This window comes from Naumannella huperziae (assembly GCF_054073625.1).
Map to the genome: position 1 here is coordinate 2,130,725 of NZ_JBSXPH010000001.1, position 25,441 is coordinate 2,156,165.

At 71.6% G+C, this 25,441-nt stretch carries 19 protein-coding genes; 13 read left to right on the forward strand and 6 right to left on the reverse strand.

The features are described from left to right. The first annotated feature begins 31 nt into the window (after positions 1–31). Positions 32–1,321 (forward strand): MFS transporter, encoded by a 1,290-nt coding sequence (locus ACXDC7_RS10150; protein WP_179443664.1) that lies wholly within the window; start codon positions 32–34, stop codon positions 1,319–1,321. A gap of 87 nt (positions 1,322–1,408) precedes the next feature. Here ACXDC7_RS10150 and ACXDC7_RS10155 read toward each other — a convergent pair whose 3' ends face one another. After that, positions 1,409–2,764 carry an aminotransferase class III-fold pyridoxal phosphate-dependent enzyme gene (locus ACXDC7_RS10155; protein WP_459222045.1) on the reverse strand — a complete coding sequence of 452 codons (1,356 nt, stop codon included), beginning with the start codon at positions 2,762–2,764 and terminating at the stop codon, positions 1,409–1,411. Positions 2,765–2,888: 124 nt separating this feature from the next. After that, a complete protein-coding gene (locus ACXDC7_RS10160; RefSeq protein ID WP_459222046.1) occupies positions 2,889–5,753 on the reverse strand; it encodes a helix-turn-helix transcriptional regulator in 2,865 nt (954 codons plus the stop codon). A gap of 114 nt (positions 5,754–5,867) precedes the next feature. Between ACXDC7_RS10160 and ACXDC7_RS10165 the strand changes: the two genes are divergently transcribed. From ACXDC7_RS10165 to ACXDC7_RS10175, 3 genes are read left to right on the forward strand one after another with little or no spacing between them, the layout of a single operon-like run. Continuing rightward, on the forward strand, positions 5,868–6,464 hold the full coding sequence (locus ACXDC7_RS10165) for a TetR/AcrR family transcriptional regulator (protein WP_459222047.1): 597 nt from the start codon (positions 5,868–5,870) through the stop codon (positions 6,462–6,464). Then, positions 6,464–8,203 (forward strand): ABC transporter ATP-binding protein, encoded by a 1,740-nt coding sequence (locus ACXDC7_RS10170; RefSeq protein ID WP_459222048.1) that lies wholly within the window; start codon positions 6,464–6,466, stop codon positions 8,201–8,203. Before ACXDC7_RS10165 ends, ACXDC7_RS10170 begins: the two co-directional genes overlap by 1 nt. Then, positions 8,200–10,083: an ABC transporter ATP-binding protein gene (locus ACXDC7_RS10175; protein ID WP_459222049.1), complete on the forward strand. Its 1,884-nt coding sequence runs from the start codon at positions 8,200–8,202 to the stop codon at positions 10,081–10,083. The genes ACXDC7_RS10170 and ACXDC7_RS10175 overlap by 4 nt, the downstream gene beginning before the upstream one ends. A 15-nt stretch (positions 10,084–10,098) precedes the next feature. Here the strand turns inward: ACXDC7_RS10175 and murD are convergent, their stop codons facing one another. Together murD and ACXDC7_RS10185 are read right to left on the reverse strand one after the other, a co-directional pair. After that, positions 10,099–11,457, reverse strand: coding sequence for a UDP-N-acetylmuramoyl-L-alanine--D-glutamate ligase (gene murD / locus ACXDC7_RS10180; RefSeq protein ID WP_459222050.1), 1,359 nt, complete (start codon positions 11,455–11,457; stop codon positions 10,099–10,101). Further along, positions 11,454–12,557 (reverse strand): TauD/TfdA family dioxygenase, encoded by a 1,104-nt coding sequence (locus ACXDC7_RS10185; protein WP_459222051.1) that lies wholly within the window; start codon positions 12,555–12,557, stop codon positions 11,454–11,456. The genes murD and ACXDC7_RS10185 overlap by 4 nt, the downstream gene beginning before the upstream one ends. A gap of 224 nt (positions 12,558–12,781) precedes the next feature. On the opposite strand from ACXDC7_RS10185, the gene ACXDC7_RS10190 reads away from it, so the two are divergent. The 3 genes from ACXDC7_RS10190 to ACXDC7_RS10200 all read left to right on the forward strand — a co-directional run bounded on the left by ACXDC7_RS10190 (position 12,782) and on the right by ACXDC7_RS10200 (position 17,321). Further along, positions 12,782–12,916, forward strand: a complete 135-nt coding sequence (locus ACXDC7_RS10190; protein WP_281370010.1) for a hypothetical protein — start codon at positions 12,782–12,784, stop codon at positions 12,914–12,916. Between the two features lie 167 nt (positions 12,917–13,083). Then, positions 13,084–16,629 carry a DNA polymerase III subunit alpha gene (dnaE, locus tag ACXDC7_RS10195; protein ID WP_179443656.1) on the forward strand — a complete coding sequence of 1,182 codons (3,546 nt, stop codon included), beginning with the start codon at positions 13,084–13,086 and terminating at the stop codon, positions 16,627–16,629. A 2-nt stretch (positions 16,630–16,631) separates the two neighbouring features. After that, positions 16,632–17,321, forward strand: coding sequence for a hypothetical protein (locus ACXDC7_RS10200; protein ID WP_246292504.1), 690 nt, complete (start codon positions 16,632–16,634; stop codon positions 17,319–17,321). Here ACXDC7_RS10200 and ybaK read toward each other — a convergent pair whose 3' ends face one another. Further along, positions 17,322–17,813, reverse strand: a complete 492-nt coding sequence (gene ybaK, locus ACXDC7_RS10205) for a Cys-tRNA(Pro) deacylase (protein WP_459222052.1) — start codon at positions 17,811–17,813, stop codon at positions 17,322–17,324. It lies immediately after the preceding gene. Positions 17,814–17,892: 79 nt separating this feature from the next. Here ybaK and hisD point away from each other — a divergent pair, with 79 nt between their 5' ends. Genes hisD through ACXDC7_RS10235 form a run of 6 tightly spaced genes read left to right on the forward strand, consistent with a single transcriptional unit; the run spans position 17,893 to position 24,970 of the window. Next, a complete protein-coding gene (hisD, locus tag ACXDC7_RS10210) occupies positions 17,893–19,269 on the forward strand; it encodes a histidinol dehydrogenase (protein ID WP_343045810.1) in 1,377 nt (458 codons plus the stop codon). After that, positions 19,266–20,396, forward strand: a complete 1,131-nt coding sequence (locus ACXDC7_RS10215) for a histidinol-phosphate transaminase (RefSeq protein ID WP_179443653.1) — start codon at positions 19,266–19,268, stop codon at positions 20,394–20,396. The genes hisD and ACXDC7_RS10215 overlap by 4 nt, the downstream gene beginning before the upstream one ends. Continuing rightward, complete coding sequence (gene hisB, locus ACXDC7_RS10220; RefSeq protein WP_179443652.1) at positions 20,393–21,007, forward strand: imidazoleglycerol-phosphate dehydratase HisB; 615 nt, start codon at positions 20,393–20,395, stop codon at positions 21,005–21,007. Before ACXDC7_RS10215 ends, hisB begins: the two co-directional genes overlap by 4 nt. Then, positions 21,004–21,660, forward strand: coding sequence for an imidazole glycerol phosphate synthase subunit HisH (gene hisH, locus ACXDC7_RS10225; protein WP_343045809.1), 657 nt, complete (start codon positions 21,004–21,006; stop codon positions 21,658–21,660). The genes hisB and hisH overlap by 4 nt, the downstream gene beginning before the upstream one ends. A 53-nt stretch (positions 21,661–21,713) precedes the next feature. Beyond that, complete coding sequence (gene priA, locus ACXDC7_RS10230; RefSeq protein WP_179446345.1) at positions 21,714–22,502, forward strand: bifunctional 1-(5-phosphoribosyl)-5-((5-phosphoribosylamino)methylideneamino)imidazole-4-carboxamide isomerase/phosphoribosylanthranilate isomerase PriA; 789 nt, start codon at positions 21,714–21,716, stop codon at positions 22,500–22,502. Then, complete coding sequence (locus ACXDC7_RS10235; protein ID WP_459222053.1) at positions 22,499–24,970, forward strand: HAD-IB family hydrolase; 2,472 nt, start codon at positions 22,499–22,501, stop codon at positions 24,968–24,970. Before priA ends, ACXDC7_RS10235 begins: the two co-directional genes overlap by 4 nt. A gap of 6 nt (positions 24,971–24,976) precedes the next feature. Here ACXDC7_RS10235 and ACXDC7_RS10240 read toward each other — a convergent pair whose 3' ends face one another. After that, a complete protein-coding gene (locus ACXDC7_RS10240) occupies positions 24,977–25,429 on the reverse strand; it encodes a DUF2871 domain-containing protein (RefSeq protein ID WP_459222054.1) in 453 nt (150 codons plus the stop codon). Positions 25,430–25,441 lie beyond the last annotated feature (12 nt).

Consider the following 25,441-nt stretch of genomic DNA (forward strand, 5'->3'; position numbering starts at 1 on the left):
CGGCAGCCGCGCGTGGTGAACTCTGTGCGCCATGAGTCGACTCGATGATGAGCGCACCGCCGCCACACCCGCCGCCCCGCCGGCCACCGATTCGCCGTCCACCGGTTCGCCCGCGGTCGTGCCCGGTTCCCGGCAGGCGCTCGCCGCCGTGGCCGTGTGCTGGTTGCTGGTGGTCTGCGACGGCTACGACCTGATCGTCTACGGGTCGGTCCAGAACCAGTTGATCAACGCGACCGGATGGGGGCTGAACGCCGCCTCCGCCGGCACCATCGGGTCGATGGTCTTCATCGGCATGATGATCGGCGCGCTCGCCGCCGGCCGGATCGCCGACAGCCTTGGCCGCAAGCGCGCCATTCTCGCGTGTGCGTTGATCTTCTCCGTGTTCACGGCGGCCTGTGCGCTCGCCACCGGGCCGGTGATGTTCGGAGCCTTCCGGCTGATCGCCGGCATCGGTCTCGGTGGCCTCGTGCCGACCGCGAACGCACTGGCCGCCGAACTGGTCGGTCCGCGCTGGCGCGCGATGGTCGCCACCTTGATGATGTCCGGCGTGCCGATCGGCGGCGTGATCGCCGCCACCTCGGGAATGGCGGTGATCCCCGCGGCCGGTTGGCGGCCGATGTTCGGGATCGCGTTGATCGCGGCGGTCGTCCTGGTGCCGATCGGTGCCCGGGTGATCCCGGAGACCCTGCAGGCTCGCGCGCCCGGCGCGGAGAAGGCCGGCTTCGGGACCCTGCTGCGCGCGCCCTACCTGGGCGCCAGCCTGCTCTTCGCGGCGGCCTCCTTCGCCACCTTGTTCGCGTGGTACGGCCTCGGCACGCAGTTGCCCAAGATCATGGGCGACTCCGGTTTCGATCTCGGCTCGGCCCTGTCGTTCACGCTCGCCCTCAATCTCGGCGCCGTTGCCGGGTCGCTGATCACTGCCTGGGCCGGCGACCGCTTCGGTCCGGTGCCGTCGGCGATCATCGCGGCGGTGATCGCCGGCGCCGCGCTGATCGCGATCTTCGTCGCCGATCTGCCTACCCCTGCGGTCTACGCGGCGCTGGTGCTGGCCGGCATCGGTACCCACGGCACGCAGTGCCTGATCATCGCCGCGATCACCTCCTCGCTGCCGGCCCACCTGCGCGGTACCGGGCTCGGCTGGGCCCTGGGCGTCGGGCGGATCGGCGCGGTGCTCGCCCCGCAGACCTCGGGATTGCTGCTGGCCAGCGCCTTCAGCCCCCTGGTCAGCCTGCTCGTGTTCGGCGGTGGAGCGCTGCTCGCCGCCGGCACCCTGCTCGGAGTGCTCGGCTTCGTCCGCGCCCGCCGGGCAGCGATCGCCTGATCGCGGGCCGCCTCGCGGATTGGGGGGGACCTGCGGGGCGGTCTCGGCGGCGCCGGCGCGCGATCACGCACGCCGGCGCAGCCCGCCTCAGTGGCCGTCGGCGACCGCGAGAGCCTCGTCGAGAATGGCCAGGCCCTGGCGGGCCTCGTCGTCGCTGATGGTGCACGACGGCACGACGTGGATCCGGTTCCCGGCGGTGAAGGGCAACAACCCGGCCGCCTTGCAGGCGGCGACCGTCGCCGCGACCCGATCGGCGCCGAGCGGTTCGCGCGTCTCCTGATCGGCCACCAGATCCAGCGCCCAGAACACGCCGATCCCACGCGCCTCGCCGACGCTGCGGTGGCGCTGCGCGATCTCGGCCAGCCCGGGACCGAGCACCTGCGAGCCGATCCGGTCGGCGTTGTCGATCATGCCCTCTGCGCGCATGGTGGTGATCGTCGCGACCGCCGCGGCGCAGGCCAGCGGATGTCCCGAGTAGGTCAGCCCGCCCGGATAGGGACGCTGCCCGAAGTGATCACGAATCGCGCGCGAGATCGCCACGCCGCCCAGCGGCACGTAGCCGGCGGTGACGCCCTTGGCGAAGGTCATCAGATCCGGGGTCACCTCGTAGTGGTCGAGCGCCAGCCAACGGCCGGTGCGGCCGAAGCCCGCCATCACCTCGTCCAGGATCAGCAACACCCCGTACCGGTCGCAGATCCGGCGTACCCCGGCGAGATAGCCCTCCGGCGGCGGCATGATTCCGGCGGTCCCGGGGATGGTCTCCAACATCACCGCGGCGATGGTGTCGGGTCCCTCCATCCGGATCGTCTGTTCCAGGTGCTCCAGGGCCCGGTCGCGCTCCTGCTCGGGCGTCTCGGCGTGGAAGACCGAGCGATACAGGAAGGGGCCGAAGAAGTGCACGGTGCCCGCGGTCGCGGTGTCGGACGGCCAGCGTCGCTCGTCGCCGGTGACGTTGATCGCCGTCTGGGTCGCGCCGTGGTAGGAGCGGTATCGGGACAAGATCTTGTTCCGGCCGGTGAACTGCCGCGCCATCCGGATCGCGTGCTCGGTGGCCTCCGCGCCGCCGTTGGTGAAGAAGATCGAATCGAGGTCGCCGGGGGTGAGCTCGGCGATCAGTCGTGCGGCCTCCGACTTCGCCGCCGTGGCGTGCGCGGGCGCGGTGGTGCAGAGCTGGGCCGCCTGGGCGGCGATCGCCTCGGTGACCCTGGGGTGTTGATGGCCGATGTTGGTGAAGACGAGTTGCCCGGAGAAGTCGAGGTAACGGCGGCCGTCGCCGGCGATCACGTAGTTGCCCTCGCCGCCCACGACGACCATCGGGTCGACCTTGTCCTGGGCGGACCAGGAGTGGAAGACGTGCGCGCGATCGAGGCGGGCGATCTCGGCCGGATCGGTGGGCAGGGAACCCGTCCCCGCGGCAGTGGTGGGCTCGGTGACAGCGCTCATGGCCGCATCGTGACACACCGCCGCGGCACCGCATCGGGCGGGCGCGGGGGCAGCCGATCCGGCGACCCGGGATGCTTCCGCGCTCGTCGGGCGCGAGCGCTATCCGGTCGGTGACGGACGGGATTCAGAGCAATCCCTGCCGGGTCGCCGTGGCGGCCGCCTCCGAACGATTGGCCGCGCCGAGCTTGGCCAAGATGTTGGACACGTGCACGCTGGCGGTCTTGGTGCTGATGTGCAGCCGTTCGGCGATCTGACCGTTGGTCGAGCCGGCGGCGACCAACCGCAGCACCTCGGTCTCGCGCGCGGTCAGCGGGCCGACGGTCCCGCCGGGTCGCAGGCGCGCGACCAGTTCGCCGGCGCCGAGCTGCTCCGCCAGCGTCAGCGCCGCGCGCCGCTCGTCCCGCGCGCCGGCGCGATCGCCGGAGCGTTCGAGCAGGTCAGCGAGCAGGATCCGGGCGCGGGCCTCCTCGAACGGGATGTCGCCGGCGACGAACTCGGCGAGCGAGGCGCGTGCGGCCTCGACCGACTCGGGCGGCGGGACGCGATCGCCGGCGGCGATCGCCGCCAGCAGGGGCCGCACCGCGTCGGCCCGCGCGGCCCAGGCGCGCAGCTCGACACCCGGCGTGGTGCCGGAGCCGGGCACCCGGCCCTCGGCGTACGCGGTGCGTACCCGGTCGACATCCGAACCGAGCCGGGCCACCGCCTCGCGGTGCCGGGCCGCCTGCGCCGGATCGGCCAACGCCAGATCGGCGATCCGGAGCAGCGTCGTGGTCGCGGCGCGGACCCAGAAATCGGCCCGGTCGGACCAGATCGCGCCGTCGACCGCGGCGAGGTCGGCATACACCGCCAGCATGGCCGCGACATCGCCCCGCGCGCCGTGCATGTCGATCGTGGCGACCGCGCTGTGCACGGCGACGAACATGTCGCGGGTCCAGGCCGGACGGACCAGGGTGAGCGCGGCCAGTGCCGCATCGGTACGCCCGCGCTGGGCGTCGAGCACCAGGCGCAGCGCGCGGATGGCGGCCGCCTCGACCCCGGGCGCACCGTCGGCGGCGAGCAGCTCGTCCGCGGTCTGCCACCGCCCGGTGAGGATGGCGAAGTGGCCCGCCAGTGCCCGGCCGTCGCGGGCATGCGGATTGGCGGTGGCCACGCCCAGCTCGCGGCCACGGCGGACGAGCGCCAGCAGCGCGGTCAGCGTGTCGGGGTGATCGTCGAGCCGGGCGAGCACCCTGGCCAACTGGTAGCGGGCGCGCAGCTCCGCTGCCTGCCGGCCCGCGCGCTCGCTGCGCGCGATCAGGGAGCGCAGGGTCTCGGCCGAGGCCTCGGAATGGCCGGCGAAGTCGTCGAGCCGGGCGAGCGTGGTCTCGATGTCGGCGGCCAGTCCGGGCACGGCCAGCTCCCGGGCCTCCGCCAGGCTCGCCTCGCCCTGGCTGCGGGCCAGCTCGAAGTCGTCGATCCGGACCGCCATCCGGGCCGCCATGTGGCGCAGCCGGGCCCGCTGCGGGCTGGGGCGGTCGAGGCGTCCGATCATCGCCAGCAGCCGCTCCAGCGGCTGCCCCGCGACATCGAGCACGTCGTGCGCCAGCGCGAGCTCCATCAGCAGGTCGGCGCGCGTCTGCAGCTCCGCGTCGGAGGCGCCGATCGGCGCCTCACCGAGGCGGGCGAGCCGATCCTCGACCAACTCGGCGGCGCGGAACTCGTCGCCCGCGGCCCGCCAGGCCCGCGAGGCGGAGATCACCAGCGCGTCAACATCGGGCGCATCGGTCAACTCGAGCAGAGCGGGGTCGCGACCGGCCAGTTCGAGGGCGTCGGCATAGTGCCGGGCGGCGCGGTCGGGGGCGGAGGACTCCTCGGCGCGGCGGCCGGCGGCGATCAGGGCGGGGAAGGCGAGCCGGGCGTCGCCGGCCTGGCGGGCGTGCTCGGCGATCTCGGCGGGCGCGGAATCCGGGCGCTCGCCGAGCGCCGTGGCGAGGGCGCCGTGCAGTCGCGAGCGCTCCCCGGGCAACAATTCCTCGCGGATGGTGGCCGCCAGCAGCGCATGCCGGACCCGATAGCCGGGCGGGGTGTCGGTGGTCTGCAGGACGTGTTGGTCCAGCAACTCGCGCAGCGCCGCCTCGAGCTCGGGACGCGGCAGCCCGGTCACCGCGGCGAGCAGGTCGTCACCGACCCGGTGTCCGGCCAGCGCCGCGACCCGAGCGACCGTCCGGGCCTGCGGGGTGAGGCGCTCCAGGCGTACCGCCAACAACTCGGTGAGCTGATCGCTGATCCGGGTCGCGCCCAGGCTGCGGGCGGCGTGCAGTTCCTCGGCATAGAAGGGATTGCCGCCGGCGAGCTCGAGCAGCTCCGGCGCCGGATCCGGGTCGCCCAGATCGCCCAGGATCGCGCGCATCTCCTCATCGCCGAGCGGGCCCAGCACCACCCGTCCGACGCGGGGCAGGCGGGTCCATTCGGCGAGCGAGCGGCGCAGCGGATGGCGCCGATCGATGTCGTCGGTGCGCCAACTGATCACCAGGCCGACCGGCCCGGTGAATCCACGGATCAACAGGTAGCCGAGCGCATCTCGGGTCGAGGAGTCGGCCCAGTGCACGTCCTCGACGATCAGCAGCAGCGGGCCCGTGGCGGCTGCCCGCTCGATCGCTCCGTGCAGGCCGAGCAGCAGCGCGGCGCGCTCCGACCACCCGCCGGCGGACCCGGCCGGCAACAACGGCGCCAGCGCGGGGAACTCATCGGCCAGCCCGGACCCCAGGCCCGCGACCAACTCGGCGAACGGCAGATAGGGCGGCGCCGCGTCGCCGAGCTCGAGGCAGTGCCCGACCAGCACCCGGACCCCGCGATCCGCGGCGAGCCCGGCCAGAGCGTCGAGCAGGCGTGACTTGCCGACCCCGGCATCGCCGCCGAGCAGCGCCGCGCCGCCTGCCCGGCCGAGCACCGTGTCGGCCAGAGCGGTCAGTTCCTCGCCCCGCCCCACGAGTGGGCTGCTGTAGGTCACCTGCGCCATTGTGCTGGGCGGCACCGACAGCGCGCCAAGAGATTCCGGCCGCGGCCGTGCCGGGCCCGGGAAATGCGATTGTGAGTGAGTGCTCACTCCGATAGGCTTCCCGTCGTGTCACCCCGAGCCGACGCCCTGCCGCAGACCGAGCGACGCGATCAGATCGTGGACGCCGCGTTGCCCCTGCTGAGGGAGCACGGGCGCCAGGTCACGACGCGACAGATCGCCGACGCCGCCGGAATCGCCGAGGGCACGATCTTTCGGGCGTTCGCCTCCAAGGAGGAGATCATCGAGGCCGCGCTGGCTCGCCTCGCCGATGCCAGCGTGCTGGGCGAACGCATCCTCGCGATCGACCCGACCCGCTCGCTGGAGGAGCGCATCGGCGCCATCTGGCAGATCCTGCTGCATCGGCACGAGGAAGTGCTGGCGCTGGTCTTCGCACTGGGCCCCCCGAACGCCGGCAAGGGGGAGGCCGCCGACCAGCACCGCCGGCGGCACGCGGACTATCAGCGGCTGGTCGTCGAGGCCGCCGGTCAGGTGCTCGACGCCGACCGCCGGCGGCTCGCCGTCGACATCAGGTCGCTGATGTTGTTGATCAACGCGTTGGCGATGCAGGCGGCGCACCCGATGCTGCGCGAGTCGGCCCTGCGCGACAAGGCCACGGTCGTCGACCTGGTGTTGCACGGGGCGCTCGTTGGGGGCAGAAGCTGATGAACCTGATTCGACTGCTCCGGCGCTTCCTGCGGCCCTACGTCGGCTGGATCGTGGTCGTGGTCTGCCTGCAACTGGTGGCCTCGATCAGTGGGCTCTATCTGCCCACACTGAACGCGCGGATCATCGACGACGGGGTCGCGGTCGGTGACATCGGGCTGATCTGGCGTACCGGCGCGATCATGCTCGGTGCCAGCCTGCTGCAGCTCGGCTGTCAGGCCGCGGCCGTCTACTTCGGCGCCCGGGCGGCGATGGCATTCGGCCGCGACGTGCGAGGCGCGATCTTCGATCGCGTGCTGTCGTTCTCCGCGCGCGAGCTCAACTCCTTCGGTGCGCCCACGCTGATCACCCGCAACACCAACGACGTGCAGCAGGTGCAGATGCTCGTGGTGATGGCCGCGACGCTGCTGGTCGCCGCGCCGATCACCATGATCGGCGGCGTGGTGCTCGCCGTGCGCGAGGATATCGGGCTGTCCTGGTTGATCGTGGTCGCGGTGGCTGTCCTGGTCGGCCTGATCGCGGTGATCGTCTCCCGGATGGGACCCCTGTTCCGGCGGATGCAGGAGAACATCGACGGCGTGAACCGGGTGCTGCGCGAGCAGATCATGGGGATCCGGGTGGTCCGCGCATTCGTCCGCGAGGACTACGAGGCCGCGCGATTCGACCGGGCGAGCGTCGCGCTGGCGGAGGTGGCCACGTCCGCCGGCCGCTGGATGGCCGCGATGTTCCCGATCGTGATGGGAGTGGCGAACCTGTCCAGCGTCGCCGTCGTCTGGTTCGGCGCGGCACGGATTGTCGAGGGCCAGCTCCAGGTCGGGCAACTGACGGCCTACATCGCCTACCTGATCCAGATCCTGATGTCGGTGATGATGGCGACCTTCTTGTTCGTGATGGCGCCGCGTGCGGCGGTCTCTGCCGATCGCATCGGACAGGTGTTGGCCACCGGGTCCAGCGTGGACTTCGACCCGGACGGGGTGACCGCGCTGCCCGAGCCGGGTCGGGTCGACTTCGACCGGGTGTCGTTCACCTATCCCGGTGCCGACGCGCCGGTGCTGCGCGACATCAGCTTCTCGGCCCACCCGGGGCAGACCACGGCGATCATCGGCTCGACCGGTGCCGGGAAGACCACCCTGATCTCGCTCGTCCCGCGGTTCTTCGACGCGACCGCCGGCACCGTGTCCGTCGGTGGTGTACCGGTCCGCGAGATCGCCGCCGACGCGCTGTGGCGCAGTCTTGCCCTGGTGCCGCAGAAGGCGTTCCTGTTCTCCGGCACCGTCGCCTCCAACCTGCGCTACGGCAATCCCGACGCCACCGACGACGAGCTGTGGCGGGCACTCGAGGTGGCCCAGGCCGCCGACTTCGTCGCCGATCTGCCCGAAGGGCTGGACGCACCGATCAGCCAGGGTGGCACCAACGTCTCCGGCGGTCAGCGGCAGCGTCTGTCGATCGCCCGTGCGCTGGTGGCCCGCGCCAAGATCCTGATCTTCGACGACTCGTTCTCCGCGCTGGATGTGGCGACCGACGCCCGGCTGCGCGGCGCGCTGCGCGCCGAGACCCGCGACGCAGCGGTGATCATGGTCGGTCAGCGCATCGCCACCGTGCGCGATGCCGATCAGATCGTGGTACTCGAACACGGCGAGGTGGTCGGGATCGGCACCCACCAGGAGCTGCTGGAGACCTGTCAGACCTACGTCGAGATCGTCGCCTCCCAACTGAGCGCCGAGGAGGCCGCGGCATGAGCGAGCGTACGAGCACCAACGCCCGTCCGGCGCCCATGCGCGGCCACGGCCGCGGCCCCCTCGCCACCCAGGCCCCCGCCGAGAAGGCACTGAACTTCGGCCCGTCGGTGCGCCGGCTGCTCGGCCATCTGCGGCCCGAGCGGGCGGTGCTCGGCTGCGCGCTGGTCTTCGCCCTCGGCGCGGTGCTGCTGAACGTGATCGGCCCCCGGATCCTCGGCTGGGCGACCGATGTCGTCTGGAACGGTGCCGTGGTCGACCGGGCGGCCGGGATCGACTTCGGCGAACTGGGCATGGTGCTGATGCTGGCCGCCGGGTGCTACCTGGTGGCGGTGCTGCTGGGCTTCGCGCAGGGCTGGTTGCTGAACGGTGCCGTCCAGCGGTCGGTACGCCGGATGCGCGGCCAGGTCGAGGACAAGCTCAACCGCCTCCCACTGAGCTATTTCGACAAGACCGCACGCGGGGAGTTGCTGAGCCGCGTCACCAACGACATCGACAACGTCGCCCAGGTGTTGCAGCAGACCCTGGCCCAGCTCGTCAACGCGCTGCTGATGGTGATCGGCGTGATCATCATGATGTTCCTCACCTCGCCGATCCTGGCCGTGATCGCCCTGATCACCGTCCCGGTCACGCTCGGCATCTCGGCGGTGATCGGCTCGCGCGCGCAGCGCCGATTCATCGAGAACTGGGCCGCCACCGGCGCCCTGAACGCCCAGGTCGAGGAGGCCTACACGGGCCATCAACTGGTCAAGGTCTTCGGCCGGCAGCGCGAGGTGGAGGCCGAGTTCGCGCAGCGCAACGAGCGGCTGTTCGCCGCCGGGTTCGCCTCGCAGTTCCTGTCCGGGTTGATCATGCCGGCGACGATGCTGATCGGGAACCTCAACTATGTGGTGATCGCCGTGGTCGGTGGCCTCCGGGTTGCCGGCGGCCAGATGACCATCGGCGAGGTGCAGGCATTCATCCAGTACTCCCGCCAGTTCACCCAGCCGCTGTCCCAGATCGCCGCGATGGCCAACCTGCTCCAGTCCGGTGTCGCCTCGGCCGAGCGGGTGTTCGAGGTGCTGGATGCGGCCGAACAGTCGGCGGAGCCCTCCGGGGCGCTGGCGCGGCCGGTCCGGGGTCGGGTGGTCTTCGACGATGTGTCCTTCTCCTACGATCCGGACAGCGAGTTGATCACCGGCCTCGACCTGGTCGCCGAGCCGGGCCAGACCGTGGCCATCGTGGGGCCGACCGGGGCCGGCAAGACGACCCTGGTCAACCTGCTGATGCGCTTCTACGACGTGCAGGGTGGGGTGATCGCCCTGGACGGCGTCGACCTCGCCGGCGTACCCCGCAAGGAACTGCGTGCGGTCACCGGGATGGTGTTGCAGGACAGTTGGCTGTTCGGCGGCACGATCCGCGACAACATCGCCTACGGTCGCCTCGACGCGACCGAGGAGGAGTTGCTGGCGGCCGCCCGCGCCGCCTATGTCGACCGCTTCGTGCACGCGCTGCCCGACGGCTACGACACGGTGATCGACGAGGAGGCCGACAACGTCAGCGCCGGCGAGAAGCAGTTGATCACGATCGCCCGGGCCTTCCTCGCCGACCCGGCGCTGCTGATCCTGGACGAGGCGACCAGCTCGGTCGACACCCGCACCGAGGTGCTGGTGCAGCAGGCAATGGCCAGGCTGCGGGCGGACCGGACCAGCTTCGTGATCGCCCACCGGTTGTCCACGATCCGCGACGCCGATGTGATCTTGGTGATGGAGAAGGGGCGGATCGTCGAGCAGGGTACGCACGCCGAGCTGCTGGAGCGGCACGGAGCCTACCGACGGCTCTACGACGCCCAGTTCAGCGCGCCGGTCACCGACGAGCAGGAGCGGGCGGTCGGCACGAGCTAGGGGCGGGCCGCGCGCTCAGAGCGCGGCGACCGCCGCGGTGAACCGGCGCCCGCGGTCCCACTTGTCGGCGAACATCCCGCCGTTACCGGCGGCGCCGGGGGAGAGCAGCACCACATCGCCCGGCTCGGCCAGTCGGGCGGCGGTCGCCACGATCGCGTCCATCGAGTCCCCGCCGAGAACCGCCCGGTCGTATCCGCGCCCGGCGAACAGCTCCGCCAGTTGCGGGGCGAGGTCGTCGATCAGCACCACCCCGCGGACCGACTGCTCGGCCGCGATCGCGGCCACGAAATCGGCCTGCGGCACCTGCTTGTCGATGCCGCCGATGATCAACACCTTGGGCCGGTCGAAGCTGCGCATCGCCGCCAGCGCGGCATCGGGCGCCGTGGCGTAGGTGTCGTTGTACCACCGCACGCCGCCGGTCTCGCGGATCAGCTCGAGGTGCTCGCTCAGGCCCGACCAGCGACGCAGCACGGCGCGGGCCGCGTCCAGATCGCCGGCGATCTCGGGCCAGGTGGCCGAGACCGCGGCGCAGACATTCTCCAGGTTGTGCCGGCCCGGGAGCGCGATCTCCGCGACGTCCATGATCATCGTGTCGCCGTGCCAGAGTCGCTCGCCGTCGACGAATGCGGCCTCGCGCGCCGCCGGGGACTCACCGATCGGCGGCACGTCGAAACCGAGCCGCCGGCCCGGGCTGTGCGCGGCGGCCGCGGCGGCCGTGGCCGAGCGCGCATTGAACACCGTCACGTCCCCGGGCGCCTGGTGGGCGAACAGCCGCGCCTTGGCGCCCTGGTAGTCGGCAAGATCGGCATGCCAGTTCAGGTGCTCGGGAGTGATGCTCAGCGCCACCGCGGTCGGCACCCGGCCGGTGAAGTCGAAGAGCTGGAAGCTGGACAACTCCAGCACGCAATGATCATCGGGGCCGACCAGGGGCAGCAGGGACAACATGCCGATGCCGATATTGCCGCCGAGATGCACCGTGCGCCCCGCCGCGCGCAGCAACTCGGCGATCAAGGTGGCGGTGGTGCCCTTGCCCTTGGTGCCGGTCACCCCGTACAGGTGGCTGCTCGGGCTGTGGCGGACGAACTCGTTCACGCTGGTGGTGATCTTGTCTGCCAGCCCCGGTGCCGCGGGATTGGCGGCCAACAGCTTGTCGGGGTGGACGCCGGAGCTGCGGACCACCAGGTCGAAGGAGTCCAGGTCGGACAGATGGTCCGGCCCGAGCAGGCGGTCGAAGGAGGGGTCGATCTCGGTCGCGGGGTTGGCGTCGCGGATCTCGACCCGGTCGCCCCGGGCGGCGTGGTAGGCCGCGGTGGCGCGGCCGTCGGTGGCGTACCCGACGACGGCGACGCGCAACGGTGCGGCGCGCTCGCTCACTTGAGCCGGGCGAGCAGGTTCTGCGGGTTGATGATCCGCGCGGCGTCCTCGTAGGTCTTCACCCGGGAGGCGTCGTCGGCGCAGACGACGCGCTGCTGCCAGCGGTCGGTGCCGTCGAAGCGCGGGGACTTGGCCTCGGTGTAGTTGCGCCGCCCGTGCAGCACCCGCCGGTTGTCGATCAGCACCAGGCAGCCCGGGTCGGTCGGCAGGTCCACGGCGAAGTCGCCGAGCACCGAGCGGAACTCATCGAGCGCGGCCTGGGCCTCGGGATGTGCGTCCTTGACCACGATCAGGTTCGCCGTGTTCGCCCGGATGAAGGTCTCCGAGCGGCCGGGGGACTCATACAGCAGCGCCTGCGGCAGGTCGGCGTTGTTGTCGGCACCGCCCTGGCCGGGATTGGTCAGGTTGATGTAGTAGGGCTGGCGCAGCAGCTCGTTGGCGCGGTCGGACAGCGCATCGGGGTCCGGTGCGGAGACGAAGGTCGGCACCCGGTCGGGATTGCGCAGGAAGTGCAGGGTCAGCCAGTCGGGGCTGATGTCGTAGCTGGCGTCCAGCCGCGAGCCGTCCTCGGCGACCGCATCGGCCAGGTTGTAGGAGGCGTCCTCGGTGTGCAGGCCGAGCTCGGCCGCGGCGTTGGCGCTCACGCCGTGCACCCCGGCCAGGCGCTGGATGGCGATCACGTCGTTGATCACGTTCCCCGGCTGCTGGGAGGTGTAGCCGAAGCCGTACCAACCGGCGAGCCCCAGCACCAGGCCGCGGTAGATGCCGACCTTGAGCAACTCGTTGTCCTCCGGGCTGCGGTAGTCGACCGGTGTCGGCGGCAGCTCGTTCTCCGCCGCCGGCGGCAGCACCAGGACGGTCGCCTTGAACGACGTGTGGCTGGCGATGTCGGCCAGCAGCTCGGCGAGCTCCGGCACCTCCTCGCGCAGGCTCTCCCCGGCCGCATACATCCGGTCGAAGGCGGTCGCGTGGTCCAGCCCCGTCAGCTCCGGATGCAGGGCCTCGACCTGCTCGCCCAGCACCGACAGATCGTGGTCGCTGGGCACGGCCCGGACGACGGTGTCGAGGTGGGAGTAACGGTCGAGGGTCAACTGACTCATCGGTGCGGAGTTCCTTCGTGGCTTGTCGTGGGCTCGGGCTGGGGGACTCAAGTGAGGATAGCCTAAGTCCGGCGCCGGGCCGGTCCCGGCGTACCCGCATCGATGGAAACACGCGGGGCCCCCGCAGGCCAAGCGGATCGGGCTGTGAGAGCGCCCACGTCGCGCGCGATCGCCCCGGACGCAATCAGCCTAGACTGCGATGCGCCGAGGGCGAGAGGAAGCGAATGGACCGCAACAGTGCGCTGATCGCGCTGATCGTGTTGTGTGTGCTGATGGCGGCGCTGGTGGCGGGGGCGATCTGGCTGACCCGCAAGTTCTTCACCGGTTGGCTGGAGCGCAACGGGTGGGAGAAGAAGTGAGGTACGCCGCCCCGCGGCGCGCGTCCCCGAGAGGTCGGTCGGCCCGTCTAGTCTGGGACTCCGCGTGAGCCCGGGCGGCCCGTCAGCCGCCGCCCGCCGCACCGCCCCACCGAAGTTCGAGCCCCACCGCAGTTCGAGCCCACCGCAGTTCGAGGAGGCCGCACCAGATGCCGCGTGACGCCCGTAACGGCGATTCGTTCGTCCACCTGCACGTGCATTCGGAGTACTCGATGCTGGACGGCGCCGCTCGGGTCGGCGACCTGTTCGAGGTGGCGGCGGAGCAGCAGATGCCGGCGATCGCGGTCACCGACCACGGCTTCTCGTTCGGTGCCCACGAGTTCTACCGGGCCGCGAAGGGCACCGGCGTCAAGCCGATCATCGGCCTCGAGGCCTATCTCACGCCGGGCACGCATCGCGGCGAACGCAAGCGGGTGCAGTGGGGCGACGGCGGCGGCGACGATGTCTCGGGCGCCGGGGCGTACACCCACCTGACCCTGCTGGCCGAGACCACCCAGGGCATGCACAACCTGTTCCGCCTCGGCTCGCGCGCCTCGCTGGAAGGCTTCTTCTACAAGCCGCGGATGGACCGCGAGCTGCTGCACACCTATGCCGAGGGCCTGATCGCGACCACCGGCTGCCCGTCCGGGGAGGTGCAGACGCTGCTCCGGCTCGGCAAGTACGCCCAGGCCCGCGATGCGGCTGCGGAGTTCCGCGACATCTTCGGCGCCGGCAACTACTACGTCGAGCTGATGGATCACGGCCTCGACATCGAGAACCGGGTCCGGGCCGATCTGCTCAAGATCGCCAAGGATCTGGGCCTGCCGCTGGTCGCGACCAACGATCTGCACTACACCCGCCGCGAGGACGCCGCCGCGCACGAGGTGTTGTTGTGTGTGCAGTCCGGCTCCAACATGGACGACCCGAAGCGGTTCCGGTTCGACGGCGACGGCTACTACCTGAAGTCGGCAGCCGAGATGCGCGAGCTCTTCGCCGAGCTGCCCGACGCCTGCGACAACACCCTGGAGATCGCCGAGCGGTGCAATGTCGAGTTCACCGAGGGCGAGGGCCGGTTCATGCCGCAGTTCCCCGTCCCGGCGGGAGAGGACGAGACCTCCTGGTTCGTCAAGGAGGTGGAGCGCGGGCTGCACGAGCGCTATCCGGGTGGCGTACCCGACTCCGCGCGCCGGCAGGCCGAGTACGAGACCGAGGTGATCGTCGGCAAGGGCTACCCGGGCTACTTCCTGGTGGTCGCCGACTTCATCAACTGGGCCAAGAACAACGGCATCCGGGTCGGCCCGGGTCGCGGGTCGGGCGCCGGTTCGATGTGCGCGTACGCCATGCGGATCACCGACCTCGACCCGCTGCAGCACGGCCTGATCTTCGAGCGCTTCCTCAACCCCGAGCGCAGGTCGATGCCGGACTTCGACGTCGACTTCGACGACCGTCGGCGCCCCGAGGTGATCCGCTACGTCACCGAGAAGTACGGCGATGACCGGGTGGCGATGATCGTCACCTACGGCACGATCAAGGCCAAGCAGGCCGTCAAGGACGCCTCCCGGGTCTTCGGCTTCCCGTTCTCCACGGGGGAGAAGATCACCAAGGCGATGCCACCCGCGGTGCAGGGCAAGGACGTCCCGCTGGACAAGATCTTCGACCCCTCGCACGAGCGCTACCACGAGGGCGGGGAGTTCCGCGGGCTGTACGAGTCCGACGCCGAGGCCAAGCTGGTCGTCGACAAGGCGATGGGCATCGAGGGTCTGAAGCGGCAGTGGGGCGTGCACGCCGCGGGCGTGATCATGTCGAGCGAGCCGTTGCTGGACATCATCCCGATCATGAAGCGCGAGGCGGACGGCGCGATCATCACCCAGTTCGACTACCCGACCTGCGAGACGCTCGGGCTGGTCAAGATGGACTTCCTCGGGTTGCGCAACCTGACGATCCTCGACGACGCGGTGAAGAACGTGAAGGCCAACCGCGACATCGACGTCGACCTGGACCAGTTGTCCAAGACCCTGGACGACCCGGCGGTCTATGCGCTGCTGACCCGCGGCGAGACCCTGGGGGTCTTCCAGTTCGACTCCACCGGCTACCGGCAGCTCTGCCGACTGATGCGTCCGGACGGGTTCGAGGACATCTCCGCCCTCGGCGCCCTGTACCGGCCCGGGCCGATGGGCGCGGAATCGCACACCAAGTACGCGATGCGCAAGAACGGCCAACAGCACGTCGAGTACCTGCACCCCGAGCTGGCCGAGGCGCTGGAACCGATCCTCGGCGAGACCCACGGGCTGATCGTCTACCAGGAGCAGGTGCTGCGCATCGCCCAGCAGCTCGCCGGCTACAGCCTCGGCCAGGCCGATCTGCTGCGCAAGGCGATGGGCAAGAAGAAGAAGGAGGTGCTGGACGCCGAGTTCGGTCCGTTCTCCGACGGGATGCGGGCGAACGGTTACTCCGACGCCTCCATCAAGGCGTTGTGGGACGTCTTGGTGCCGTTCTCGTCCTATGCCTTCAACAAGGCACACTCCGCGGCCTACGGCCTGGTCTCCTACTGGACGGCGTACCTGAAGGCGCACTATCCGGCCGAGTACATGGCGGCGGTCCTGGAGTCGGTGAAGAACGACAAGGACAAGATGGCGATCTACCTGGCGGAGTGCCGCCGGATGGGGATCCGGGTGCTGCCGCCGGACGTCAACGAGTCCGCGCACGACTTCACCCCGGTCGGCGACGACATCCGCTTCGGGCTGACCGCCATCCGCAATGTCGGTGCCAATGTCGTCAGCGGCATCATCGCCGCCCGCGAGGAGCTCGGCCCGGCGCGGGACTTCGGCGACTACCTGGACAAGATCCCGCTCGTCGCCTGCAACAAGCGGGTCACCGAATCCCTGATCAAGGCCGGCGCGTTCGATTCGATGGGGCACGGCCGCCGGGCGTTGATGGAGGTCTTCGAGACCGCGATCGACCAGGTGGTGGAGCTCAAGCGCAACGAGGCCAACGGTCAGGACGACCTGTTCGGCGAGTTCGCGGATCCCGACGGTGGGGCCGGGGCCGCGTCCGGCCCCGTGCTGCCCGACATCGAGGACTGGGACAAGCGGACCAGGCTGGCGTTCGAGCGCGAGATGCTCGGGCTCTATGTCAGTGATCATCCGCTGCAGGGACTGGAGCACGTGCTGGCCGCAGCGCGCGACACCACGATCGGGTCGCTGCTCGGCGAGGACGGCCCGCGGGAGGCGACGGTGACGATCGCCGGGATGATCACCGCCGTGAACCGCCGGGTGACCAAGGCCGGCGACACCTGGGCGGTCGTCACCGTGGAGGACCTGGAGGCGTCGATCGATGTGCTGATGTTCCCCAAGGCGTACCAGTTGGTGGCACATGTGCTGGCGACGGACACGGTGGTCCGGGTCAAGGGCAAGGCGCGCGCCAAGGAGGATGCCGTCGAGATCATCGGGCAGGAGATGACCCTGCCCGATGTGACGACCGGCCCGGCCGGCCCGGTCGTGCTGACACTGAACCGGACCCGGATCAACTCCCACAGCGTCGCGGAGCTGCAGAACGTGCTGCGTCGCTACCCGGGCACGACCGATGTCCAGGTGCTGGTGCCGGCGGGGGAGATGCTGGAGCGCTGGCGGCTGCCGGACACCTTGCGGGTCGCCCCGTCACCGCCCCTGATGGCCGATCTCAAGGCGCTGCTCGGCCCGGCCTGCCTGGCGAGCTGATCATGGTTTTCCAACAACCGGCCGGGGGCAGGCAGGCACCCGAGGGGCACGAGACGCGGCCCGCCGCCGAGCAGCCCGATGTGCGCTATGTCGGTGACGCCGTGACCACCGGGTCGATCCCCGTGATCACCGATGACATGGCCACCCCGCCGGAGCTGCGCCCGGCCTTCTCCGCCACCAGGATCGCCCGCTGGGCGGCGATCTGGTTCGCCCTGTGCGCGGCGACCGGCGCCCTGGCGGGGGCACTGTGGTTCGCCGTGGTCGCGTTGCCCGGTTACCAGATCGCCCCGGACGGAGCCGCCACCACGACCGAACGCGGCCTGGCGAGCTACTACGCCTCGGACGCCTGGTTCGTGGTGATCGGGCTGGTGCTGAGCCTCGCGCTCGGGGTGATCTGCTGGCGCTGGTTGTCCGAGCTGGGCTGGCCGGTCGCGGTGCTGGCGGCGCTGGGCGCGCTGGCGGCGGGTCTGGTCTGCTGGCTGGTCGGCTGGCTGCTCGGCCCCGGCGACTTCGAGTCCCGGATCGCGATGGCCCAGCCGGGCGACGTGGTCGCGGTCGCGCTGACGGTACGCGGCAGCGCGGCGCTGCTGGCCTGGCCGCTGGCGGGCGTGCTGCCGGTCCTGTTGTGGTCCTCGCTCGCCCCGGACCACGAGGAGCCGACGCCGCTGCGACTGCCCTGGCGTCGCCGCTGATCAGCGGGCGATCGCGGCCCACTGCGCATCGGTCAGCGCCGCCAGGTCGGTCGGCGCCAGCTCGACCTGCAGGCCCCGGCGACCGGCCGAGACGAAGATCGTCGGCCATGCCCGCGCGCTGTCGTCGATGATCGTCGGCAGCGGATGCCGCTGGCCCAGCGGGGAGATGCCGCCGACCACGTAGCCGCTGGACCGCTGCGCCGCGGCCGGATCGGCCAGCTCGGCGCGCTTGCCGCCGGCGGCGGCCGCGAACGCCTTGAGGTCGAGTCGGTCGGCAACGGGCAGCACCGCGCAGACCAAGCCGCCCGCCGGTCCGACCCGGGCGATCAGGGTCTTGAAGACGTGCCGCGGATCCAGTCCGAGCGCGGCCACCGCCTCGTCGCCGAACGCGGAGCTGCGCGGGTCGTGCGGATAGGGGTGCAACGTGTGCGCCGCGCCGGCTGCGACCAGGGCGGCGATCGCCGGCGTACCAGTGCTGTCGCGTCGTGCCATGCGGCCCATTCTTCCGGGGGTGTCTCGCGCGGGCGGAACCGGCAGGCGCCCGGCGGTGCCGGCTCCTAGAATCGGGCGGGTGATCCGCACCATCGACCTGCGCGGCCGCGACCTGGCCGCCGAGGACCTGACCGCGATCGTGCCGCGCGCGCCGTTCGACGTGGCCGCCGCGGCGCGAGTCGTCGCGCCGGTGATCGACGACGTGGCCGCGCGCGGCGCCGATGCGCTGGCCGAGTACTCCGAGCGGTTCGATCATGTGGTACCCGACAGCTTCCGGGTGCCGGCAGCCGCCATCGCGGACGCGGTCGCCGGCCTGGATCCCGAACTTCGTGCCGCATTCGAGGTCGCGATCGACCGGCGTCGGCGGGTCGCCGCGGCCGAGGGCGGCGATCGGTCCACGGTGGTCGAGCTCGCGCCCGGCGCGCGGGTCGGCCAGCGGATGATCCCGGTCTCCCGGGTCGGGCTCTACGTGCCCGGCGGGCTGGCGCCGCTGTCGTCCAGCGTGTTGATGAACGTCGTTCCGGCCCAGGTCGCAGGCGTCGACCGAATCGCCGTGGCCTCCCCGCCGCAACGCGATTTCGGCGGGCTGCCGCACCCGGCGGTGCTCGCGGTCTGCGGCCTGCTCGGCGTGGACGAGGTGTACGCCGTCGGCGGGGCGCAGGCCATCGCGATGTTCGCCCACGGGGTCCCCGGCCTGTGCGAGCGCGTCGATCTCGTCACCGGGCCCGGCAACATCTACGTCGTTGCGGCCAAGCGCCTGCTGCGCGGCCAGGTCGGCATCGACGCCGAGGCCGGACCGACCGAGATCGCCGTCCTCGCCGACGACAGCGCCGAGCCCGCCCACGTCGCCGCCGACCTGATCTCCCAGGCCGAGCACGACCCGCTCGCCGGCGCCGTGTTGATCACCGATGCGCCCGCCCTGGCCGACTCGGTCGCCGCCGAGCTCGAATCGCGGGTCGCCGCCGCCAAGCACGCCGAGCGGATCGCCACCGCGCTGGGCGGCCCGCAGTCGGCGATGGTGCTGGTCGACGACCTCGCTGCCGGGATCGCTGTGGCCGACGCCTATGCCGCCGAACACCTGGAGATCCAGACCCGCGACGCCGCCTCCGTCGCGGCCCGGATCCGCAATGCGGGCGCGATCTTCGTCGGCGCGTGGTCGCCGGTCTCGCTCGGCGACTATGCCGCGGGCAGCACCCACGTCCTGCCGACCGCCGGCTGTGCCTGTCATTCCTCGGGCCTGAACGTGCGCACCTTCCTCAAGGCCGTGCACGTGATCGACTACGACCGCTCCGGGCTGGCCGAGATCGCCGACGCCGTGGTCACCTTCGCCGAGGCCGAGGACCTGCCCGCGCACGGGGCCGCGGTGAGCGCACGATTCGACTTGGCCCTGGTCGAGGGGGCCCGGGTCGACGGGGCCCGGGTCGATGGGGCCGGGGTCGAGGAGGATCCGCGATGAGCCGCCTCGCCGATCTGCCGCTGCGCCCGGAGCTGGCCGGACAGGAGCCGTACGGCGCGCCCCAACTGGACGTGCCGGTACGCCTCAACGTGAACGAGAATCCCTACCCGGCGCCGGCGGCCATGCGTACCGAACTCGGGGCCGCGATCGCGGAGGAGGCCGCCGGGCTGAACCGCTATCCCGACCGCGAGGCCGCGGATCTGCGCGCGGACCTGGCGGCCTACCTCGGGCACGGCCTGACCGCCGCGAATGTCTGGGTCGCCAATGGCAGCAACGAGGTGATGACCCAGCTCCTGCAGGCCTTCGGCGGTCCCGGCCGCAGCCTGCTGACCTTTCCGCCGACCTACTCGATGTATCCCGAGTACGCCCGCAACACCCACACGGCGATGCTGCACGTCCCGCGCCGCGACGACTTCAGCATCGACCCGGACGCCGCCGTGGCCGAGATCGCCGAGCGGCGCCCGGACGTCGTCCTGATCGCCTCGCCGAACAATCCGACCGGGACCGCGACGCCGTCGGAGCTGATCGAGGCGGTGCTGGCCGCCGCACCCGGCCTGGTGATCATCGACGAGGCGTACGCCGAATTCGCCCGGCCGGGCACCCGGTCGGCGCTGGAACTGCTGCCGGGCCACCCCAGGCTGGTGGTCAGCCGCACGATGTCCAAGGCCTTCGGGTTCGCGGGCGGGCGGCTGGGCTATCTGGCCGCCGATCCGGCCGTGGTCGACGCCTGCCGGATCGTCCGGCTGCCGTACCACCTGTCCGCGCTCAGCCAGCGTGCGGCCCGGGTCGCGCTTCGGCACTCGGCGGAGCTGCTCGGTCAGGTCGCCGCGCTGCGTGCCGAGCGCGACGGGCTGGCCGACTGGCTGACCCGGGCCGGGCTGCGCGTGGCCGAGTCCGATGCCAATTTCGTGCTCTTCGGTACCTTCACCGACCGGCACGCGGTGTGGCAGGGTCTGCTGGACCGCGGCGTGCTGGTCCGCGAGACCGGGCCGGCCGGCTGGTTGCGCGTCTCGGCGGGTACGCCGCAGGAGATGGCGGCCTTCCGCGACGCGCTGCTCGAGGTCGCCCGCGAGCTGGACCTGCCGATCACCGACCCCCGCCCGTCCGCCGAGGAGGCCCCCCGATGAGCCGCACCGCCGAACTGACCCGCGAGACGGCGGAATCGCGCGTCACGGTCCGCGTCGACCTGGACGGGACGGGCCGGACCGCGATCAGCACCGGCGTACCGTTCTTCGACCACATGCTGACCGCGCTCGGCAAGCACTCGCTGATCGACCTGCAGATCGAGACCGTGGGCGATGTCGAGGTCGATGCGCACCACAGCGTCGAGGACACGGCGATCGTGCTCGGGCAGGCGATCCGCGAGGCGCTGGGCGACAAGGCCGGCATCCGCCGCTTCGGCGACGCCACGGTCCCGCTGGACGAGGCGCTGGCGCACTGCGTGGTGGATGCCTCCGGGCGGCCGTACAGCGTCGTGTCCGGGGAACCGGAGCTGCAGGCGTACGCCCTGATCGGCGGCGGCCGCGGACAGGTGCCCTATCCCGGGTCGCTGACCGCGCATGTCGTCGAGTCGATCGCCCACCATGCGGGCATCTGCGTCCACCTGCGGCTGCTGGCCGGGCGCGACCCGCACCACATCGCCGAGGCCCAGTACAAGGCGCTGGCCCGCGCGCTGCGGGCGGCGGTCGAGCCGGATCCCCGGGTCGACGGGGTGCCCAGCACCAAGGGTGCGTTGTGACGTCGGCCCTCGGCCTGCTGCGCGGGCCGCGGGTCGTCCTGCTCGACTACGGATCCGGCAATCTGCACTCGGCCTCCCGCGCGCTCGCCGCGGCGGGCGCCGAGGTCGAGATCACCGCCGACCCGGAGGCGGTGGCCGCCGCGGACGGCCTGGTGGTGCCCGGTGTGGGCGCCTTCGCCGCCTGCATGGACGGCCTGGTCAGTGTCGACGGCCCGAGCCTGATCGCGGACCGGTTGGCCGCCTCCCGCCCGGTGCTCGGCATCTGTGTCGGACACCAGGTGCTCTTCACCAGCGGCGTCGAGCACGGCGTCGCCAGCACCGGCTGCCAGATCTATCCGGGGACGGTCGAGCGACTCCAGGCCCGGCGGCTGCCGCACATCGGCTGGAACACCGTGCAACCGGGCGCCGGCAGCCGGCTGTTCGACCAGGTGGCGGACGAGCGCTTCTACTTCGTGCACAGCTATGCGGTGCGCGAGGCGGCGGGGCTGCCCGGCGACGCGGTGGTCACCTGGGCCGAGCACGACGGCGACCGGTTCGTCGCCGCGGTGGAGTGGGGGGCGTTGGCCAGCACCCAGTTCCACCCGGAGAAGTCCGGCGAGGCCGGTGCGCGGCTGCTGCACAACTGGGTCGACAGCCTGGTCCCGGCCGGCTGAGGCGCCCTGTCCTGTCGTGGCGGTCCGGCCCGGCCGGTGTCGAGTAGGGTCGGCTGGTGCTTCAACTCGAGCTGTTGCCCGCCGTCGACGTCAAGGGCGGTCAGGCCGTCCAGCTTGTCCAGGGCGTCGACGGCACCGAGAAGGTGTTCGGCGATCCGTTGGCGGCCGCGCGGCGTTGGCAGGACGGCGGCGCGGAGTGGATCCACCTGGTCGACCTCGATGCGGCGTTCGGCCGCGGCGACAATGCCGAGGTGATCGCCGAGGTGGTCGCGGCCATGGACCTGCAGGTCGAGCTGTCCGGGGGCATCCGCGACGATGCCAGCCTGGAGCGGGCCCTGGCGACCGGCTGCCGCCGGGTGAACATCGGCACCGCCGCGCTGGAGAACCCGGACTGGTGCGAGGAGATCATCGCCGCGCACGGCGACCGGATCGCCATCGGGCTGGACGTGCGCAACGACCGACTCGCCGCCCGCGGCTGGACCCGCGAGGGTGGCGACGTCTACGCCACGCTGGCCAGGCTGTCCGAGGCGGGCTGCGCGCGCTTCGTGGTCACCGATGTCGCCTCCGACGGCATGTTGTCCGGGCCCAACTACGAACTGCTCGGCAACATCTGTGCCCGCACGGACGCCGCCGTCGTGGCCAGCGGTGGCGTGTCCACGCTGGAGGACCTGCGGCGTCTGCGGGGCCTGGTGCCGATCGGCGTGGAGGGCGCGATTGTCGGAACCGCCCTGTATGTCGGTAACTTCTCCCTGCCCGACGCGCTGGCGATCTGCCGGGGCGCCGAGCCCGCCGGCCCGGACCCCGCCGGTGCGACATCCGCCGAAGGAGAGCAGCCCAGATGACGTCGAGCGCCCCGCCGGACAGCCCCGACTCCGGCCACGCGGGGTTCGGCGAGCACGCGCCCGCGGCCAGCTTCGGCGTCGCCCCCGGCCAGCCGACGGGGACGGTCCTGGACGGGCGACTCGCCGAGCTGTTGGGCGGCAAGAAGATCGTGATGACCGGCGTCACCGGCTTCATCGGTGAGTTGTTGTTGTGGAAGATCCTGACGCAGCTGCCCGACACGAAGGTGGCGTTGTTGGTACGCCCGAAGGGCAAGCGGCCGGCGGAGACCCGGGTCCGCGCCCTGCTGCAGAAGAGCATCTTCGCCTCCGCGCGCGAGGCCGCCGCCACGCCCGAGCGGCCGGACGGGGTGGCCAATCTGCTGGCCGACCGGATCGAGGTGATCGCGGGCGATCTGCCGGACGTGCCGGCGCTGCCGCGAGACCTCGACATCGTCCTGCACTGCGCCGGCGATGTGTCCTTCGACCCGCCCATCGACAAGGCCTTCAGCACCAATGTGTTGGGCACCCGGGCGTTGATCGAGCGGACCATCGAGGCGTGCACCGGTCCCGACGGGACGCTGGAGCGCGTACCGCACTATGTCCACGTCTCCACCGCCTACACCGCGGGCCGCCGCCGCGGCGCGATCCCCGAGGCCGCGCACGACCACGATGTCGACTATCTGGCCGAGACCGCTCAGGCGATGGAGATGAGCGAGACCATCGAGAAGCAGTCCCGCACCCCGGGCCAACTGGCCGAGCTGCGCCGCGCGGCCGAGCGCGACCACCGCAAGGCCGGGTACCTGACCACCTCCCGCGACACCGAGCGGCGCCGGCTGGAATGGGTCGCCGAGCGGCTCGTCGAGGCCGGCACCGAGCGCGCCCGGTCGCTGGGCTGGACCGATGTCTACACGTTCGCGAAGGCGATGGCCGAGCGGGCCGTGGAGGATCTGGGCTCGACGATCAAGGTCAGCATCGTCCGGCCGGCGATCGTCGAGTCGGCGCTGAGCCAGCCCTACCCGGGCTGGATCGAGGGCTTCAAGATGGCCGAGCCGCTGATCATGGCCTACGGCAAGGGCCAGATGCCGGAGTTCCCGGCGTCGCCCGACTCGGTGATCGACATCATTCCGGTCGACCTCGTCGTCAACGCCACGCTGGCGGTCTGTGCCACCGACCCCGAGGTGGGCCGGCCGGAGTACTTCCATCTCAACTCGGGAGCGCGCAATCCGCTGACCTATTCGCGGATCTACCAGATCATCCGCGCGTACTTCCAGGAGCATCCGTTCGAGATCAACGGCAAGAATCCGGAGCTGCCCGAATGGGACTTCCCCGGCGCCGCCGCGGTCGACCGGAAGCTGCGCTGGTACCGGACCGGGGTGGACGCCGCCCGCGGGGCCCTGCGCTTCCTGCCCCGATCGCGGACCACGCGCGAGCTCGCCCGCCGGGTGGACAAGGCCAGCGCCGAGCTGGAATTCCTGGAGCGCTACCTGACCCTGTACGGGGAGTACCTGCAGTCCGAGCTGCACTTCGTCGACGATCACACGCTCGCGTTGCACCGCTCGCTCGACCCTGCCGATGCCGCGGACTGGGCGTTCGACTCCGGGGCCTATGACTGGCGGCACTACATGGGCGAGGTGCACACGCCGAGCGTCACCGCGCCCGTCCGCCGCGGCGAGCACCGGCGCTCCCGCCAGGAGAAGGTCGCCCGGGGTGCCGCCCCGCTGCCGAAGGCCACCGACGTCCTCGCCGCCTTCGACCTGGACGGCACCATGCTGGCGACGAATGTCGTCGAGACCTATCTGTGGGCGCGGCTGCCCGAGCTGGGTCCGGCCGGTCGGCTCGGCGAGGTCGCCGCGCTCGCCCGCCGGGTGCCGGACTACCTGGTGGCGGAGAGCCGGGACCGCGGCACGTTCCTGCGCAGCTTCTACCGCCGCTACGCCGGGGCCGATCTGGCCGCGCTCGATCGCCTCGTCGACACCGAGCTGGATGCGCAGATCCTCGGCCGGTTGTCGCCCGATGCACTGCGTCGCGTCGAGGAGCACCGGGCCGCGGGGCACACCACGGTGTTGATCACCGGCGTGATCCGCCCGCTGACCCGTCCGCTGCGCCGCTACTTCGACGTGATCGTGGCCGCCGACCTGGAGACCGACGACGACGGCATCTGCACCGGATTCCTGACCGGTCCGCCGATGGTGGGGGAGTCGCGCGGCGCGTGGCTGCGGCACTACGCGCAGTTGCACGGGATCGACCTGGACCGCAGCTACGCCTATGCCGACTCCCATGCCGACGAGCCGATGCTCAGCGCGGTCGGCCGGCCGGTGGCGGTGTGCCCGGACCTCGGCCTGCTCCGGGTCGCCGATGCGCAGGGTTGGCCGATGGTCGAGTGGACCCGGGTACGCCCGGTGGTCGAGGACGCGGAGGCCCGGCTGGGCCGCGAGCGCCGGCCGGTCAGCCCCGTGCTCGCCCGGCGCGGCAGCACTGTCTGGCGCTGAGCCCGCTCAGCGCGTCGCGAGCGCGGCGGCGTCGTCGCTGCGGTGCGCGGCGTCGGAGCGCAGCCGCGGGGCGAGCGCGAGGAAGAGCAGCACGAGCGCCGCGGTCAGACTCATGTGGCCCAGCCCGGCGATGCCGGCGAGCATCTTGGAGTCGGCGGCGGCGCTGCCGAGCACCTGCAGCGACCCCTTCGCCACGAGCGTGCCGAAGGTCAGCGCGAGACCCGCGTTCCACAGCCAGAACCAGGCGGCGAACCGGCGTCCGGTCAGCCCGAACACCTGACGCAGACCGAGCACCACCAGCCCCACCGTGGTGCCCAGGGCGAGCGCGTGCGTGTGGGCGACGGCGAGCTGGGTGTCGCCGGTGAACCCGTTCAGCTTGGTGAACTCGCGGTAGAACAGCCCGCTGGCCAGGCCGAGCGCGGTCCAGACAGCCGTGGCCAGATAGATCTTTCGTCCCATCGATGTTCCTCT